At 66.5% G+C, this 16,978-nt stretch carries 16 protein-coding genes; 5 read left to right on the forward strand and 11 right to left on the reverse strand.

What is annotated here, in order from left to right:
* Positions 1 to 41: 41 nt before the first annotated feature.
* From AAIL68_RS12860 to coxB, 10 genes are all read right to left on the reverse strand, one after another.
* The gene (locus AAIL68_RS12860) at positions 42 to 1,439 is read right to left on the reverse strand and encodes an FAD-binding oxidoreductase (RefSeq protein ID WP_347140181.1); all 1,398 of its coding nucleotides are present in this window, start codon (positions 1,437 to 1,439) and stop codon (positions 42 to 44) included.
* Between the two features lie 9 nt (positions 1,440 to 1,448).
* Positions 1,449 to 2,030 carry a GNAT family protein gene (locus AAIL68_RS12865; protein WP_347140182.1) on the reverse strand — a complete coding sequence of 194 codons (582 nt, stop codon included), beginning with the start codon at positions 2,028 to 2,030 and terminating at the stop codon, positions 1,449 to 1,451.
* Positions 2,030 to 3,304 carry a pitrilysin family protein gene (locus AAIL68_RS12870; RefSeq protein WP_347140183.1) on the reverse strand — a complete coding sequence of 425 codons (1,275 nt, stop codon included), beginning with the start codon at positions 3,302 to 3,304 and terminating at the stop codon, positions 2,030 to 2,032. Before AAIL68_RS12870 ends, AAIL68_RS12865 begins: the two co-directional genes overlap by 1 nt.
* Positions 3,301 to 4,677: a threonine synthase gene (gene thrC, locus AAIL68_RS12875; protein ID WP_347140184.1), complete on the reverse strand. Its 1,377-nt coding sequence runs from the start codon at positions 4,675 to 4,677 to the stop codon at positions 3,301 to 3,303. Before thrC ends, AAIL68_RS12870 begins: the two co-directional genes overlap by 4 nt.
* A gap of 10 nt (positions 4,678 to 4,687) precedes the next feature.
* Positions 4,688 to 5,359 (reverse strand): SURF1 family protein, encoded by a 672-nt coding sequence (locus tag AAIL68_RS12880; RefSeq protein WP_347140185.1) that lies wholly within the window; start codon positions 5,357 to 5,359, stop codon positions 4,688 to 4,690.
* Between the two features lie 73 nt (positions 5,360 to 5,432).
* Positions 5,433 to 6,263, reverse strand: coding sequence for a cytochrome c oxidase subunit 3 (locus AAIL68_RS12885; protein ID WP_347140186.1), 831 nt, complete (start codon positions 6,261 to 6,263; stop codon positions 5,433 to 5,435).
* 29 nt (positions 6,264 to 6,292) lie between these two features.
* On the reverse strand, positions 6,293 to 6,868 hold the full coding sequence (locus tag AAIL68_RS12890; RefSeq protein WP_347140187.1) for a cytochrome c oxidase assembly protein: 576 nt from the start codon (positions 6,866 to 6,868) through the stop codon (positions 6,293 to 6,295).
* Positions 6,865 to 7,077 carry a hypothetical protein gene (locus AAIL68_RS12895; RefSeq protein ID WP_347140188.1) on the reverse strand — a complete coding sequence of 71 codons (213 nt, stop codon included), beginning with the start codon at positions 7,075 to 7,077 and terminating at the stop codon, positions 6,865 to 6,867. Before AAIL68_RS12895 ends, AAIL68_RS12890 begins: the two co-directional genes overlap by 4 nt.
* Positions 7,071 to 7,988, reverse strand: a complete 918-nt coding sequence (gene cyoE / locus AAIL68_RS12900) for a heme o synthase (RefSeq protein WP_347140189.1) — start codon at positions 7,986 to 7,988, stop codon at positions 7,071 to 7,073. Before cyoE ends, AAIL68_RS12895 begins: the two co-directional genes overlap by 7 nt.
* A gap of 44 nt (positions 7,989 to 8,032) precedes the next feature.
* On the reverse strand, positions 8,033 to 8,875 hold the full coding sequence (gene coxB / locus AAIL68_RS12905; RefSeq protein ID WP_347140190.1) for a cytochrome c oxidase subunit II: 843 nt from the start codon (positions 8,873 to 8,875) through the stop codon (positions 8,033 to 8,035).
* 253 nt (positions 8,876 to 9,128) lie between these two features.
* On the opposite strand from coxB, the gene tldD reads away from it, so the two are divergent.
* The 3 genes from tldD to topA all read left to right on the forward strand — a co-directional run bounded on the left by tldD (position 9,129) and on the right by topA (position 14,496).
* Positions 9,129 to 10,550 (forward strand): metalloprotease TldD, encoded by a 1,422-nt coding sequence (gene tldD / locus AAIL68_RS12910; protein ID WP_347140191.1) that lies wholly within the window; start codon positions 9,129 to 9,131, stop codon positions 10,548 to 10,550.
* Positions 10,551 to 10,614: 64 nt separating this feature from the next.
* Positions 10,615 to 11,727: a DNA-processing protein DprA gene (gene dprA / locus AAIL68_RS12915; protein ID WP_347140192.1), complete on the forward strand. Its 1,113-nt coding sequence runs from the start codon at positions 10,615 to 10,617 to the stop codon at positions 11,725 to 11,727.
* 93 nt (positions 11,728 to 11,820) lie between these two features.
* Entirely contained in the window at positions 11,821 to 14,496 is a 2,676-nt protein-coding gene (gene topA, locus AAIL68_RS12920; protein WP_347140193.1) for a type I DNA topoisomerase, read from the forward strand.
* A 251-nt stretch (positions 14,497 to 14,747) separates the two neighbouring features.
* Here topA and AAIL68_RS12925 read toward each other — a convergent pair whose 3' ends face one another.
* A complete protein-coding gene (locus AAIL68_RS12925; RefSeq protein WP_347140194.1) occupies positions 14,748 to 15,461 on the reverse strand; it encodes a prephenate dehydrogenase in 714 nt (237 codons plus the stop codon).
* 247 nt (positions 15,462 to 15,708) lie between these two features.
* Between AAIL68_RS12925 and AAIL68_RS12930 the strand changes: the two genes are divergently transcribed.
* Together AAIL68_RS12930 and AAIL68_RS12935 are read left to right on the forward strand one after the other, a co-directional pair.
* Positions 15,709 to 16,413, forward strand: coding sequence for a CoA transferase subunit A (locus AAIL68_RS12930; protein ID WP_347140195.1), 705 nt, complete (start codon positions 15,709 to 15,711; stop codon positions 16,411 to 16,413).
* Between the two features lie 3 nt (positions 16,414 to 16,416).
* The coding region (locus tag AAIL68_RS12935) for a 3-oxoacid CoA-transferase subunit B (protein WP_347140196.1) at positions 16,417 to 16,978 on the forward strand (562 nt) is incomplete at its 3' end.

The raw sequence follows: 16,978 nt of genomic DNA on the forward strand, positions 1-16,978 counted from the left end.
CTTGCACGCACCGTTGAGAGTGGTGCGTGCAAGCACGCACCCTACGCCAGAATCACCCCCGGATTCATGATCCCCGCCGGATCCAGCGCGTCCTTGATCGCCCGCATCGCGGCCAGCCGCGCGGGATCGCCCCAGCGGGCCAGTTCCGCCGCTTTCAGCCGTCCCACCCCATGTTCCGCCGAAAACGACCCGCCGCGCGCCACGACCATCTCGTGCACCGCGCGGGACAGGTCGCGACGAACCCCGTCATAGGCGTCGCGGGTTTTCCCTTCGACCGGGAACAGGTTGAAATGCAGGTTGCCGTCGCCCAGGTGGCCGAAGCAGTTGATCCGCAGATCGGCCATGCCTGCCAGCATGGCGCTGGCATCACGGATGAAGCGGGCGATTTCCGACAGGGGCAGGCTGATGTCGTGGCTGGCGATGGCGCCGACATGGCGGTTCGCGTCGGGGATCGTCTCGCGGATCGCCCACAACTCGGCGGCCTGCTGGCCGGATTGGGCGATCACGCCGTCGCTGACAAGGCCGGCCTCGGCCGCCTCGGTGAACAGCCCTTCAAGCGCATCGTCCGCTGACAGGCCGGACGGCAGGCCGACCTCGATCAGGGCCAGCCAGTCGGGGCGGTCGGCGAAGGGCTGGCGCAGGTCGGGGAAGGCCGCGTCCAAGAAGCGCAGCCCCTGCCCCGAGATCAGCTCGAATGCCGTGACACCCCCAGCCATCCGGGCCTGGGCCAGCGACAGCAGGGTCAGCGCGGCCTCGGGCGATTCGACCACCAGCATGGCAACGCCGATTTCCGGCGGGACGGGCGCCAGCACCAGGGATGCGGCGGTGATGATGCCCAGCGTGCCTTCCGCGCCGATCAGCAGGTCGCGGATGTCGTAGCCGGTGTTGTCCTTCCGCAGCCGCTTCAGATCATGCATGACCTGGCCCTGCGGCAAGACCGCCTCGACCCCCAGGCACAGGGCGCGGGCATTGCCGTATCGCAGCACATTCACGCCGCCCGCATTGGTGCCCAGCACGCCGCCGATCTGCGCGGACCCCTGCGAGGCAAGCGCCAGCGGAAACTGCCGCCCGACCGCCGCCGCGGCCTCGCGCACCTGCTGCAGGGTGGCCCCCGCCTCGGCCACGATCACGCCTTCTTCCGGGTAGATGTCGCGGACCCGGTTCATCCGTTCCAGCGACAGAAGCAGGGGCACGGCGCCGTCGGGCATCACCTGCCCGCCGACCAGACCCGTGCCGCCGCCGCGCGGAACGATGGGCACGCGGGCGTCGTGGCAGGCGCGGACGATGGCCGCGACCTCCTCCACCGTGCGTGGGGCGGCGATCAGCCCCGCCCGGCCCTGGAAGCGGCCGCGTGGTTCCTCAAGATAAGCCGGCGCGATTTCCCGTACCACGCCTTGCGGCAGCAGGCGGGCAAGCGCCTCGGTCGCGTCGTTCAGCATCGTTTCCCCTTAGCGTGCGTCGCTGCGGCCGCGCCGGTCGCTGCGCAGATTGGCGTAAAGCACATGGTTGCGCCAGCGCCCGTCGATCTGCAGATAGCTTTGCGCGACGCCTTCATACTTGAAGCCCGACTTCTCCAGCACTCCGCGAGAGGCCGCGTTTTCCGGCAGGCAGGCGGCCTCGATCCGCGACAGATCCAAGGCCGTGAAGGCATAGTGGACCAACACGCCGATCGCCTCTCGCATGTATCCCTGCCGGGCGAATGGCTGGCCGATCCAATAGCCGATGGTGCCCGATTGCGCGGGGCCGCGCCGGATATTGTCCAACGTGATCGCGCCCAGCAGCGTGCCGTCGCGGCGGACCAGGAACAGGGGCAGCGCGGTGCCGCCCCGGCTGGCGCGCGCGGCCCAATAGACGCGGTTCACGAAGCTTTTGCGCGACAGGTGGTCGGGCGACCAGACGGGTTCCCACGGGGTCAGAAAATCGCGGCTGGACTGGCGCAGCGACACCCAGGTGTGGAAATCGCCGTGGGCAGGCAGGCGCAGCACGATCCGTTCGGTTTCCAGCCTTACGGGTCGTGCGCGCAGGAACATCAGGCGGCAAGCCTTTCGGCCAGCGTCTCGCGTGCGGGGGCGGCCTTGACGGGGCCGTAAAGCGCCAGCGCCGGTCGGGCCTGCGCGATCAGGGTTTCGGCATGGGCGCGCACCTCGGCCACGGTGACGGCGGCGATGCGGTCGGCGACCTCGGAGGCATCCGGCACCCGGCCCCAGATCGCCAGCGTCCGCGCCATGCGTTCCGCCTGCGCCGAGGGGCTTTCCAGCGACATCAGCAGGCTTGCGCGCAGTTGCGCCTTGGCGCGGGCGACCTCGGCCTCGGACATGTCGGAGGCCGCGCGCTTCATCTCGTCGATGGTCAGGGTCGAGAGATCCGCCAGATCCTCGGCCCCCGTCCCGGCATAGATGGTCAGCATTCCGGTATCGTCATGGAAGCCCGACTGCGCGAAGATCGTGTAGCACAGCCCCCGCTCCTCGCGGATCTTCTGGAACAGGCGGGACGACATGCCTCCGCCAAGGGCTGACGAAAAGATCTGCGCGGCATAGAAGTCGGACGCCAGATAGCCGGGGCCTTCCAGGGCCAGCGCGAAATGGGCCTGTTCCAGCTTCTTGACCCGGCGCGTCTCAAGTCCCTGCCAGCGGGCGGCCTCTCTGGGTGCCTGCCCAATGGGCGACAGATGCCCGAAGGCGCGTTCGGCCAGCCGCACGATGCGGTCGTGATCGACCGCCCCGGCGGCGGCCACGATCATCTGGCCGGGGCCATAGTTTTCCGCGACAAAGCCCGCCAGATCGGCACGCCCGAAGCGGCTGACGCGTTCGACCGGACCCAGGATGGTGCGGCCCATCGGCTGGTCGGGATAGGCCGCCTCTTGCAGCCAGTCGAAGATGATGTCGTCGGGCGTGTCCATGGACTGCCCGATTTCCTGCAGGATCACCCCGCGCTCGACCTCGATCTCGCGTTCGTCGAAGATCGGGTTCAGCACGATGTCGGACATCACGTCGAAGGCCAGATCGACATCGTCCTCCAGCACGCGCACGTAATAGGCCGTCGCATCGCGCGAGGTATAGGCGTTGATATAGCCGCCCACATCCTCGATCGCCTCGGCGATCTGCAGGGCCGTGCGGGTCGTGGTGCCCTTGAAGGCCATGTGTTCCAGGAAATGCGCGATGCCGTTCTGCTCGCTGCGTTCGTTGCGCCCGCCTGCGCTGACCCAGACGCCCAAGGCTGCGGAATGAAGGCCCGGCATCAGCCGCGTGGCGATGCGCAATCCGTTGGACAGGGTCGTGATCTGCAGGTGGGGGTCTTTGTTCACTGGGTTCTCCGCTCAAGGATCAGCGATTTAAGCGCCTGCACGTCGTTTTCAACCCGCGTCACCCGCTCGGGCAGGTCGAACAGGGTGGCCATATGCGGCGGCAGCGGGGGGCGGACCCCGATGGCCGCTTCCACCGCGTCGGGGAACTTGGCCGGATGGGCGGTCGCCAGCGTCACCATGGGCACGCCGGGCTCAAGGTGCTGGCGCGCGACGGCAACGCCCACGGCGCTGTGCGGGCAGAGGATCTCGCCCGTCTCGGCGCGGATGGTGCGGATCATCGCCAGCGTTTCACCCTCGGACACGCGGCCCGACTGGTATTGTTCGCGTAGGGCCTGCAGCGCGCCCTGGCTGATGGTGAAGCCGCCCGCCTTCAGTTCGTCCATCAGTTGCGAAATCGCCGCCGTGTCGCCGCCATAGGCCAGATACAGCGCCCGCTCGAAGTTCGAGCTGACCTGGATGTCCATGGACGGGCTGATGGACGGCTCGACCGTGCCGACCCGGTATTCGCCGGTGGTCAGCGCACGGTGCAGGATGTCGTTCTGGTTCGTCGCCACGATCAGGCGGCGGATCGGCAGGCCCATGGCCCGCGCGATGGACCCCGCGAAGATGTCGCCGAAATTGCCGGTCGGCACGGTGAAGTCCGTCTCGCGCATCCCCAAGGACGCGCAGGCGGTGAAGTAATAGACGATCTGCGCCACCACGCGCGCCCAGTTGATGCTGTTGACGCCCGCAAGCCCCACCTGGTCGCGGAAGGCATGGTCGTTGAACAGATCCTTCAGACGCGCCTGGCAGTCGTCGAAATGCCCGGTCACGGCCAGCGCATGGACGTTCGCCGCGTCAGGCGTGGTCATCTGGCGGCGCTGCACTTCGCTGACGCGGCCATGGGGGAACATGATGAACACGTCCACGTTGTCGATGCCCTTGAAGGCTTCGATGGCGGCCGACCCGGTATCGCCCGAGGTCGCGCCGACGATGGTGATCCGCTGGCCCGACCGCTTCAACGCGATCTCGAACAGCTGCGCGATGAGCTGCATCGCGAAGTCCTTGAAGGCCAGCGTCGGCCCGTGGAACAGCTCCAGCAGGTGATGGCCGGGGGCAAGCTGGCGCAGCGGCGCCTTGGCCGTGTGTTCGATGCGCGCATAGGCACGGTCGATCGCGCCCCGCAGTTCCTCGTCGGTGAAGCTGTCGCCGGTGAAGGGGCGGATGACGCGGAAGGCCACTTCGGCGTAAGGCAGGCCGTCAAGCTCGTTCAGGCCGCTGAACGCCGGGATCGTCTCGGGCAGGTACAGGCCCCCGTCGCGGGCAAGGCCCGACAGCATCGCCCCTTCAAAGTTCAGCACCGGGGCCTGACCCCGTGTCGAGACGTAGCGCATCACGTATCCCTCAGTATTTCCGCTGCCTGATACGCCAGATCAGGGCCACTGTCATCCCCGCCCAGGTGGCCGCGATCAGGAACCACTGCACGGCATAGGACAGGTGGTTGTTGGGTATCCCCTCGATGGCGACGGGGATCGGCTCGACCCCCTGGGCGTCGCCCTGGACGAAGCTAGCGACCACCAGGACGGGTTCGGTATCCAGCACCTTGGCCATGGCGGGCACGTCGCGGGCGAACCAGATGTTTTCCTGCAGGTTCGGATCGGGCGTGGCGCTGCCTTTTTCGTCCGGCCAGTGCAGGTTGCCGCGCACCGTCAGGCGCGTGGGGCCGCGTTCGACATGGCGCAATTCCTGCGGCACGAAACCCCGGTCCAGCAGGATCGCCCGGCCGTCATCGGTGATAAAGCGCGACACGATCTGATAGCCGCCGCCCTGTTCCTTGCTGCCCGACAGCACGTCGATCTCGGCCCCCGTGGTGGTGCCGCTGACCGTCACCGGCAGGTATTTCATCGACGGATCGACAGTGGCGGGCAAGGGCACGGGATCCGCGTCGATGCTGGCCTGGATCCGGGCCAGCATGTCTTCCTTCCACTCCATCCGGCGCAACTGCCACAGGCCAAGCTGGACCAGGATGGCACAGCCGACGATGCCAAGGATCAGGGGAAACAGGATGCGGCGCATGAAGATGAAGCCCGTCGCAAAGAAAAACGCGCGGGGTCCGTCCCCGCGCGTTGCGTGTCAGTCAAAGCGGGGTTCAGCTGCCCCAGACATAAACCACGGCGAACAGGAACAGCCAGACCACGTCAACGAAGTGCCAGTACCAGGCCGCAGCCTCGAAGCCGACGTGCTTTTCCTGGCTCATCTGGCCGTTCAGCAGGCGCAGCAGGCAGACGGCAAGGAAGATCGTCCCGATGATGACATGGAAGCCGTGAAAGCCCGTCGCCAGGTAGAAGGCCCCGGCATAGGCGGTGTCAGCCAGGCCGAAGGCCGCGTGGCTGTATTCATAGGCCTGAAGGAACGAGAAGACGACGCCCAGGATCACCGCGACGATCAGACCGTTGATGGTGGTCTTGCGGTCGTTGTCATGGACCAGGGCATGGTGGGCCCAGGTGACAGCCACGCCCGACAGCAGCAGGATCAGCGTGTTGATGAAAGGCAGGTGCCAGGGGTCGAAGGTCACGATCCCCTCGGGCGGCCAGACGCCGTCCTTGATCGGGCTTTCCGGCCCCATCGGATACATGGCCTGCTTGATGAAGTTCCAGAACCAGGCGACGAAGAACATCACCTCTGAGATGATGAACAGGATGAAGCCGTATTGCAGGCCGATCCGCACCACCGGGGTATGATCGCCCGCCTGGCTTTCGCGGACCACGTCGGCCCACCAGCTGTACATCACATAGAGGACGCCAGCGAGGCCGATCAGGAACAGCCAGGGCCCGCTGACCGGAATGCCCACGAGGTGAACCTCGTCCGCGTGCATCCAGCCGACCGCGCCATACAGCATCAGGAAGGCCGAGATCGCTGCGACAAAGGGCCAGATCGACGGCGGAAGGATGTGGTAATCGTGGTTCTTTGCGTGCGCCATGAGCTGTCCCCGTCGGCTCCTCGTGTTCTTCAGTTGACGTTACCGGCCGGGGCGGCGTCAAGCGCCGCCTGCTTCGGCTCGGTCCGGTGGAAGGTATAGGACAGGGTGATGTCCCTGACCCAGCTTGCGTCGCGGTCCTTGACCAGATCGGGATCGACAAAGAAGCTGACCGGCATCTCGATCCGCTCTCCGGGCTGCAAGGTCTGCTCGGTGAAGCAGAAGCATTCGATCTTGCTGAAGTAGTATCCCGCCACCTCGGGCGCGACGTTATAGCTTGCGGTGCCGGTGATCGGCACGTCCGAATTGTTGATCGCCTCATAGAAGGCAAGCCCGTCTTCCCCGATCTTCAGCTCCATCGAGGTCTGCATGGGCCGGAAGGTCCATTCCAGGTTCTTGTCCACATTGGCGTCGAAGCGGACACGGACGGTTTCGTTCAGGACATGGTCGGGCGTTGCCGCGGCAACCTGGGTCGTTCCGGCAAATCCGGTCGTCCGGCAGAACCAGTCATAGAAGGGAACCGCCGCCCATGCCAAGGCCCCCATGGTCACAAGGATCCCGACCAGCATGGCTGCGGTCCTGCCCTCGCGCGACATCTGACGACTCATTGGCCTGCCTCATTCGTTCCGGGTTCTTCCGGCAGGACCGACACGCGGGGCTGGTGATCGAAAGCCTCCATCATGTCGCCCTGCTGGACCTTCACCACCGTCAGACCGAAGACCAGTGCGACAAAGGCGACCAGGACAACGGCCAGGCCGACATTGCGGGACCGGCGGCGGCGGTGGATTTCGTGTTCGGCCTGCAGCGGCATCACCATGCCCCCACCCAGTTCTGGATCAGCAAGGCAACGAAATGCAGGAACAGATAGTTCAGGGACAGCTTGAAGACGCGCTTTTCCACCGCATAGCCATCGGCGATGGCCGCATCCTCGGATCGGCGCAGGATCTGCCAGCCGCCATGGATGAACAGCGCGTTCAGCACCACCGAGGCCGCGAGATAGATCGGCCCGCCGACCGAGGTCAGCCCCAGCCAGATCGCGAAGGGCGCCAGCACCAGCGTATAGGCGAAAACATGGCGGCGGGTCGCCGGGCGGCCATGCGTGACCGTCAGCATCGGCACCTTGGCTTCGTGATAATCCGACTTCATGAACAGCGCCAGCGCCCAGAAATGCGGCGGCGTCCAGAAGAAGATCAGCGCGAACATCAGCAACGATTCGATGCTGATCCCGCCCGTGGCGCAGGCCCAGCCGATCATCGGCGGGAAGGCCCCCGCCGCGCCGCCGATGACGATGTTCTGCGGCGTCGAGCGTTTCAGCCAGATCGTGTAGACCACGGCATAGAAGAAGATCGTGAAGGCCAGAAAGGCTGCCGCGAACCAGTTGGCCGCCAGCCCCAGCATCATCACGGAAAAGCCCGCCAGGATCAGGCCCAGCGACAGGGCGGCATTGCCGTCGATCCGGCCCGCCGGGATGGGGCGGCTCTGGGTGCGCCGCATCACCGCGTCGATATCGGCGTCATACCACATGTTCAGCGCGCCCGAGGCGCCGCCGCCAAGCGCGATGAACAGGACCGAGCAGAAGGCGATGAAGGGATGGACATCGACCGGCGCCACCCAGAGACCCACAAAGGCCGTGAAGACGACCAGCGACATCACCCGCGGCTTCAGAAGCGCGATGAAATCGCGGAACTCGGCCTCGGGGGCGCCTTCATATGCGTTGATGTCGGTCATGTCGTCTTCGAATTACCTGGCTTTGTCGCTGGTCTGGCCAACGTTTAGTCGGCCTTGGCCACCTGCACGTCGGCTGCGGGCGCGGCCACCGCTGCGGTCGCGGCCTCGCCTTCCAGGGTGCCGCCCTGTTCGGCGACCCACTGGGCATAAACCTCGGGGCTGACCGCCTTCACGACGATCGGCATATAGGCGTGGTTGATGCCGCACAACTCGCTGCACTGTCCGAAATAGACGCCTTCCTGTTCGACGTTGAACCAGGCCTGGGCGATCCGGCCGGGAACGGCGTCCTGCTTGATCGCGAAGGCCGGGATGGTCCAGCTGTGGATCACGTCATTGGCGGTCATCTGCATCAGCACCGTCTTCCCGACGGGCACGACCACGGCGGTATCGGTGGCCAGCAGGTATTCATCCTCGGAATAGCCGTAGTCTGCCAGCTCTTCCTTGGTCAGCATGATCGAATCGAAGCTGATGCCGTTTTCGGGGTATTCGTAGGACCAGTACCACTGGTTGCCGATGGCCTTGATGACCACGTCGGGATCGGCGGGCATTTCCTGGCTGCGGAACAGCGCCGGCAACGAGAAGGCGCCGATGGTCACCAGGATCAGCACCGGCACCAGGGTCCAGCCGATCTCCAGCGGGGTGTTGTGCGTGAACTTGGCCGGAACCGGGTTCGAGCGGCTGTTGTAGCGCAGGATCACGGCCAGCAGCAGCAGGCAGACAAAGGCCGTGATCACGGCGATGATGATCAGCACGAAATGGTCCAGCCACTGCTGGTCCCGCGCGATCTCGGTCACGGCGGGCTGGAAGTTCACGCCCCTCGGCTCGGGCTTGCCGATTACCGGAAGCTCTCCCAGAACGTCCTGCGCCAAGGCAGAGCTGGCCATCATTCCCGCTGTCGCAAGCCCGGACGCTGCCGCGACCCCACGGCGAATCATCGCTATTGCCATCATTCCATCCCGTTATCCTGACGCGGCCGCGCGACCGCAAGCGCCCGAAGGCGGCCCTTTTCCTTTAACAATCCCCGCTCTATGACCATATCTCGACCGCACGGGCAAGTGATACCTAAGATTGCCTGCGCAAAATCCCGGCATCGTGCCAGTTGTGGCCCACGCCGCCCCTGCCAGAAAGACGTCTTCCGCCATGAGCCGCACCCCCTTCGACCCCTTCGCCACCCACCTGGACCGCGACCGCGCCCTGGCGATCCTGCGCGATGCCACGGCTGGGGCCGAGGATGGCGAGCTTTTCCTGGAACGCTCGGTTTCGGAAACGCTGGTCTTCGACGACGGGCGGCTGCGCAATTCGGGCTATACCGCCGAACAGGGCTTCGGCTTGCGCGCCGTGCGGGGCGAGGTGACGGGCTACGCCCATTCGACCGAGATTTCCGAAGCCGCGCTGCGCCGCGCGGCCGAAACCGCGCGCCTTGCCGTGGGCGCGGGCGGCGGCACCCTGGCGCAGGCGGCGCCCATGCAGGTCGTGCCGATGTACATGGCAACTGATCCGGCCGAGGGCATCCCCTTCGCCACAAGGATCGAGCTTCTGCGCCAGATCGACGATTACGCCCGTTCCCGCGATCCCCGCGTGGTGCAGGCGACGGTGTCGCTGGCTTCCTCCTTGCAAGAGGTCGCGATCCTGCGTCCCGAAGGCGGGCTGGTGACCGACATCCGCCCCATGGCGCGGCTGAATGTCAGCGTGATCGTGGAGAACAACGACCGCCGCGAATCCGGCAGCCATGGCGGCGGCGGGCGCGTGTCCCTGGCCGGGCTGATGGATCCCGCGCATTGGAAACCCGCCGTGGACGAGGCGCTGCGCATCGCCCTGGTCAATCTGCGCTCGGTCCCTGCCCCGGCGGGGGTGATGGACGTGGTGCTTGGCCCCGGCTGGCCCGGCATCCTGCTGCACGAAGCCGTGGGCCACGGGCTGGAGGGGGATTTCAACCGCAAGAAGGCCTCGGCCTTTGCGGGGCTGATGGGCCAGCGCGTCGCGGCGCCGGGCGTCACCGTGGTCGATGACGGCACCATCCCCGACCGGCGCGGCAGCGTCAGTGTCGATGACGAGGGGATGCCCCCCGCCCGCAATGTGCTGATCGAGGACGGGATCCTGGTCGGCTACATGCAGGACCGCCAGAACGCGCGCCTGATGGGGGTGGAGCCGACCGGCAACGGGCGCCGCCAAAGCTTTGCCCATGCGCCGATGCCGCGCATGACCAACACCTACATGCCCGGCGGCGATGCGGACCCGGCGGCGATCCTGGCGGATCTGCGCGACGGCATCTATGCCGTGGGCTTCGGCGGCGGCCAGGTGGACATCACCAACGGCAAGTTCGTGTTTTCCTGCACCGAGGCTTACCGCGTGAAGGATGGTGTGGTCGGCGACCCGATCCGGGGGGCCACGCTGATCGGCGACGGGGCGACCGCGCTGCAGCAGGTCCGCGCCATCGGCAATGACATGGCGCTGGATCCCGGCATCGGCAATTGCGGCAAGCAGGGCCAATGGGTGCCGGTCGGCGTGGGCCAGCCGACGCTGCTGATCGGCGGGCTGACGGTGGGCGGCTCGGCGGCATAGGCGCTGCTAACCAGTTGTTAATGCCTTTGCGGTTAGCCTGATTCCCGCACAAGGCGGAGGCAGCATGGATACCGGGCATTTCGACAGGCACGCCGCGCAAGACGACGACCTGAGCGTCCTGCGCCTCATCCGCTCGCGCCGGGTGGGGCCTGCGACCTATCACCGGCTTCTGGCCGAACACGGCAGCGCGCGGGCGGCGCTTGACGCCTTGCCCTCCATCGCGGCGGCGGCGGGGATCACCGATTACGAAGCCTGCCCGGAAGGCGTCGCCGCCGCCGAAATGGCCGCTGGCCGCAAGGCGGGCGCCCGGCTGATCCGCTGCGATTCGCCGCTTTACCCGGCGGCGCTGCGCGAGATCGACGGCGCGCCGCCTGTCCTGTGGGTGCGGGGCGATCCGGCCTGGCTGTCGAAGCATCCGGTGGCGGTGATCGGGGCGCGCAACGCGTCATCACTGGGCTTGCGCATGGCGCGCGGCATGGCGGCGGGATTGGGGGAAGCCGGCCATACCGTTGTCGCGGGTCTTGCGCGGGGCATCGATACCGCCGCCCATAACGCCGCCCTGCCGACCGGGACCGTCGCCGTGATGGCGGGGAGCGTGGATGTCATCTATCCCGCCGAAAACACCGTGCTTGCCGCGCAGATCGCGGAAAAGGGCGCGCTTGTGTCCGAACAGCCGCCGGGGACGGAACCGCAGGCGCGGCATTTTCCCACCCGCAACCGGATCGTGTCCGGCCTGTCGCTGGCCGTGGTCGTGATCGAGGCCGCGCATCGGTCGGGCACGCTGATCACGGCGAAGAACGCGCTGGATCAGGGGCGCGAGGTGATGGCCGTGCCCGGCCATCCGATGGACGCCCGCGCCTCGGGCTGCAACCAGTTGATCCGCGACGGCGCGCTTCTGGTGCGCAACTCGGCCGATGTCTGCGCGGCGCTGGAGCGCGAGCCAGCGCTTGCGGGCATGGCCGAGACCGTGCCCGTCCCCACCCCACGGCCCGAGCCTGTGGAGCCCGGACAGATCGAGGCGCGGATCCTCTCGCGCCTCAGCCCCTCGCCTTCCGATGAAAACGACGTGATCCGCGACCTGGGCCTGCCTGCGGCGGCGGCAAGTGCCGCGATCCTGTCGCTGGAATTGCAGGGCAGGTTGCTGCGCGTGCCGGGCGGACGGCTGGCGCTTGGGTAAGGGCCGCACAGGCGCCGGATGATTTCGCCCGGTTGACACTGGCAGGGACCGCACCCATGTTGCCGCCCCATCGCAAGATCCCCTGAGGTAAGAATGCCCGTCGTCGTCGTGGAATCCCCGGCCAAGGCCAAGACCATCGAGAAATACCTCGGCGGCGACTATCGCGTGCTGGCAAGCTTCGGCCATGTCCGCGACCTGCCCCCCAAGGACGGCAGCGTCGATCCCGACGCCGATTTCGCCATGAAATGGGAAGTCGCGGCCGACAGCCGCAAGCACCTCAAGGCCATCAAGGACGCCCTGAAGGACGACCAGACCCTGATCCTGGCGACCGACCCCGACCGTGAGGGCGAGGCGATCTCCTGGCACCTGCTGGAGGCGCTGTCCCCCGCCCTGAAGAAGGGCGCGGCGGTCAACCGCGTCACCTTCAACGCGATCACGAAGAATGCCGTGACCGAGGCGATGGCCAAGCCCCGCCAGATCGACCAGCCGCTGGTCGATGCCTATCTGGCGCGCCGCGCGCTGGATTACCTGGTGGGCTTCAACCTGTCGCCGGTCCTGTGGCGCAAGCTGCCGGGGGCGAAGTCGGCGGGCCGGGTGCAATCGGTCTGCCTGCGCCTGATCGTGGACCGGGAGATGGAGATCGAGGCCTTCAAGGCCCGCGAATACTGGTCGGTCCATGCGCGCCTGGCGACGCCGGGCGGTGCGGAATACGATGCGACGCTGGTTTCGCTGGCCGGATCGAAGCTGGACCGCTTCGACCTGCCGACCGCCGAAAAGGCCGCGATGGCCATCAGCGCGGTGGCCAGCCGCGCGTTGCGCGTCACCAGCGTGGCCGCCAAGCCCGCGACCCGAAATCCCTGGCCGCCCTTCATGACCTCGACCCTGCAGCAGGAAGCCAGCCGCAAGCTGGGCATGGGCGCCAAGGCCTGCATGTCGGCGGCGCAGCGGCTTTATGAGGCAGGACTCATTACTTACATGCGGACCGACGGCATCGACATGGCGCCCGAGGCGGTCCATGCCGCGCGCGACGCGATCAAGGCCAGGTTCGGCGACAAATACGTCCCGTCAAGCCCGCGGATGTACAAGAACAAGGCCAAGAACGCGCAGGAAGCCCACGAATGTATCCGCCCGACCGACATGATGCTGTCGCCCGACAAGCTGAAGGTCAGCGCGGACGATCAGCGCAAGCTTTACGACCTGATCTGGAAGCGCACCATCGCCAGCCAGATGGAAGCCGCCCGCATGGAGCGCACCACGGTCGAGATCGCGAGCCCCGACAATCAGGTCGGCCTGCGCGCCACCGGTCAGGTGATCCTGTTCGACGGCTTTTTGCGCGTCTATGACCAGGGCCGCGACGATGACGACGGCGAGGACAGCGCCCGCCTGCCCGCCATCCAGCAGGGCGAGGCCGCCAAGCTGGTCGGCAAGGCCTTCGAGGCCGAGTTCGCCAAGGCAAAGGAAAAGGACGATCCGGTTCCTGCTGCCCCCGCAGGCCAGCGCGCCGCACCCGGCCTGCTGCTGAACGACACGGCCGCCGTCGCCGCGCGCCAGCATTTCACTCAGCCGCCCCCCCGCTATACCGAGGCCACGCTGGTCAAGCGGATGGAAGAACTGGGCATCGGCCGCCCATCCACCTATGCCAGCATCGTCACCACGATCCAGGACCGCGATTATGTCCGCAAGGACAAGAACCGCCTGATCCCCGAGGACAAGGGCCGACTGGTCACGATCTTCTTGACCAAGTATTTCCCGCGTTACGTCAGCTATGACTTCACGGCCGATCTGGAAAACGAACTGGACGAGATCAGCGCGGGCGACCTGCTGTGGCGCGAGGTTCTGGGGCGCTTCTGGAAGGATTTTTCAAAGGCGCTTGAGGGCACGTCGGAACTGCGCATCACCGAGGTTCTGGATGCCATCGACGAGGCGCTTGCCCCGCACCTTTATCCTCCGCGCGCCGATGGCGGCAATCCGCGCGAATGCCCGCTTTGCGGCAAGGGGCGGCTGAACCTGAAAACCGCGCGGTCGGGCGGGGCCTTCATCGGCTGCACGAACTATCCCGAATGCCGCTATACGCGCCCGATTTCCGCCCCCGATGGCGAGGAAGCGGTGGGCGACCGCATCCTGGGAGAGGACAACGGCGAGCCGATCAGCCTGAAGACCGGGCGCTTCGGCCCCTATGTCCAGCGTGGCGAGGCCACCGAGGACAATCCCAAGCCCGCCCGCGCCTCGATCCCCAAGGGCTGGAACCCGGCGACGCTGGATCTGGACCGCGCGGTGCAACTGCTGTCGCTGCCCCGATCCGTCGGAGCTCATCCTGAGGATGGCGAGTTGATCGAGGCCGGGATCGGCCGCTTCGGCCCATATGTGAAGCACGGGTCGAAATACGCGAACCTGCCGGACGTGGAGGAGGTCTTCACCATCGGCATGAACCGCGCGGTCGAGGTTCTGGCCGCCAAGCAGACGCGCGGCCGCGCGGCGGCTGCGGCGCCCTTGCGCGAACTTGGGGATCACCCGGATGGTGGCGCGATCCAGGTGATGAATGGCCGCTATGGTCCTTATGTCAAATGGGAAAAGGTGAACGCCACCCTGCCCCGCGATGTCTCGCCCGAGGATCTGACGGTCGAGCAGGCGCTTGAACTGATCGCGGCCAAGGCGGGCAAGTCGCCTGCGAAGAAGAAAGCGGCGCCCAAGGCCAAGGCTGCGGCCAAGAAGCCGGCGGCGAAGAAGGCGCCCGCGAAAAAGGCCGTAAAAAAGGCGGCCGAGGGTTAGGGTGGATCGCCAGTCGGCAGATATGGAAGCGGTGCACTTCGGTTCCATGAACGGGCGGGACCGGAAAACGCACTGCGCTTCCCCTGCCCGCGTGTGTCGGTTCCATCAGGGACGGCGCCACACCACGGGCACGAGAGGCCGGCGCCCGCCGGCCTTTGAGGCCCGTCCGGCCCGGTGGCACCCTTAACGTGTGGCAAAGGCGATAGCCTTTGCCAGATCAAGGGCAGTGCAGTCATGGATATCGATCCGCCCTAAACCTCCGCCGCGATCCCGGCGGCTTCCGCCAGGAAACGCGACCGTACCCCCGCCGCATGGGGATTCGCGCGCAGGATCGTCGCCAGCAGTTCGGGCGAATCGTCCTGCACCATGGCAGCAGCCTCGGCCAGCATCGCGAAGCTGCGGGTCGCCATGCGCTGCGGCAGCGGGCCAAGCCGCGACAGGGCGCGCGCGATCAGATGCGTCAGCCCCTGCACCACCGCCATCTCGCGGTCGTGCTGATCGGGCGTGGTGGGGATGACCTCCAGCCCCTGCGCCTTCAGGAAAACCGCCAGCCGCCGGTGGCCCCTTCCGCGCAGCGGGCACCAGGCGATGCGGTGGCCTGCAAGCCCGTGTGCCGCACTGGCCGGGCCGAACAGGGGATGGCTGGCGACGATCTCTACATAAGCGGGCAGAAGGTCCAGCATCAGCCGCGCCGGTTCCATCTTGACCGAACACACGTCGATCACCAGGGCTCCCGGCCGCAGATGCGGGGCAATGACGCGCAACACGCCCTCAAGCTGCGGCAAGGGCACGGCCAGAACCACGATGTCGGCACGGGCCGCCTGCACCGGATCGGCCTGCGGCAGGTCATTGGACCGCACCTGCGGATCGCAGACGGACAGGGCCAGGTGCGGGCGCAGGTGGCGGGCGATCAGTTGTCCAAAGGCGCCAAGGCCGATGATGGAGAGGGTTTCGGGGCGGGACATAAGACGGACCTTTCGGGGCTTGCGCAAAGGTCGTTGTCATGTCGCTGGTCAACCGCACCTTGCGCGGTTGACATGCTGCTGCCCCCGCTATGTCAGCGGGCGATAATAGATCGCGAAGGCAGCGTTGCGGGTTCTCATGGCCCCCTGATCGCGCCCGGCGGTGGCAAAGTCAACCATGCTGCGCCGCCGCATTGACTTGGCCCGGCGCGCGGGCGACAAATCCGCAGCGGTTATTTGGGGAGGGACAATGAAAAAGGTCTATGCCAGTGCATCGGAGGCCTTGGAAGGCTTGCTGCATGACGGGATGTTCATCGCGGCGGGGGGCTTTGGCCTTTGCGGCATCCCGGAACTGCTGATCGCGGCCATCCGCGACGCGGGCACGAAGGATTTGACGGTTGCCTCGAACAACTGCGGCGTCGATGACTTCGGCCTTGGGATCCTGCTGCAGACGCGCCAGATCAGGAAGATGATCTCCTCCTATGTGGGCGAGAATGCCGAATTCATGCGCCAATACCTGTCGGGCGAGCTGGAGCTGGAGTTCAATCCCCAAGGGACGCTTGCCGAACGGATGCGCGCGGGCGGCTGCGGGATTCCCGGCTTCTACACCAAGACGGGCGTCGGCACCGTCATCGCCGAGGGCAAGGAGGTCAAGGCCTTCGACGGCGAGGACTATATCCTGGAACGCGGCATCGTGGCGGATCTGTCCATCGTGAAGGCCTGGAAGGCCGACGACACCGGCAACCTTGTGTTCCGCAAGACCGCGCGCAACTTCAACCCGCCCGCCGCCATGTGCGGCCGCGTCTGCGTGGCCGAGGTAGAGGAGATCGTGCCGCGCGGTTCCTTGGATCCCGACATGATCCACCTGCCCGGCATCTATGTGCATCGCATCGTGCAGGGCGAACATGAGAAGCGCATCGAACAGCGCACGACCCGCAAGCGTGAGGAGGCCTGAGCCATGGCATGGGACCGCAACCAGATGGCCGCGCGGGCGGCGCAGGAGCTGGAAGACGGCATGTATGTGAACCTCGGCATCGGCATCCCGACGCTGGTCGCCAACTATGTGGGCGACAAGGACATCACGCTGCAATCCGAGAACGGGATGCTGGGGATGGGGCCGTTCCCTTACGAGGGTGAGGAAGACCCCGACCTGATCAACGCGGGCAAGCAGACCATCACCGAGTTGAACCGCACGGCGTATTTCGACAGCGCGACCAGCTTCGGCATGATCCGGGGCGGCAAGATCGCAGCCGCCATCCTTGGCGCGATGGAGGTGGCCGAGAACGGCGATCTGGCGAACTGGATGATCCCCGGCAAGCTGGTCAAGGGCATGGGCGGGGCGATGGATCTGGTCGCCGGCGTGGGCCGGGTGATCGTGGTCATGGACCACACCAACAAGGCGGGCGAGTCGAAGGTCTTGCGCGAATGCACCCTGCCCCTGACCGGCAAGGGCGTGGTGGACCGCATCATCACCAACCTGGGCGTGCTGGATGTGGTCGAAGGCGGGCTGAAGATCGTCG

This window comes from Paracoccus sp. SSK6, assembly GCF_039770665.1.
Classification (GTDB): Bacteria; Pseudomonadota; Alphaproteobacteria; order Rhodobacterales; family Rhodobacteraceae; genus Paracoccus.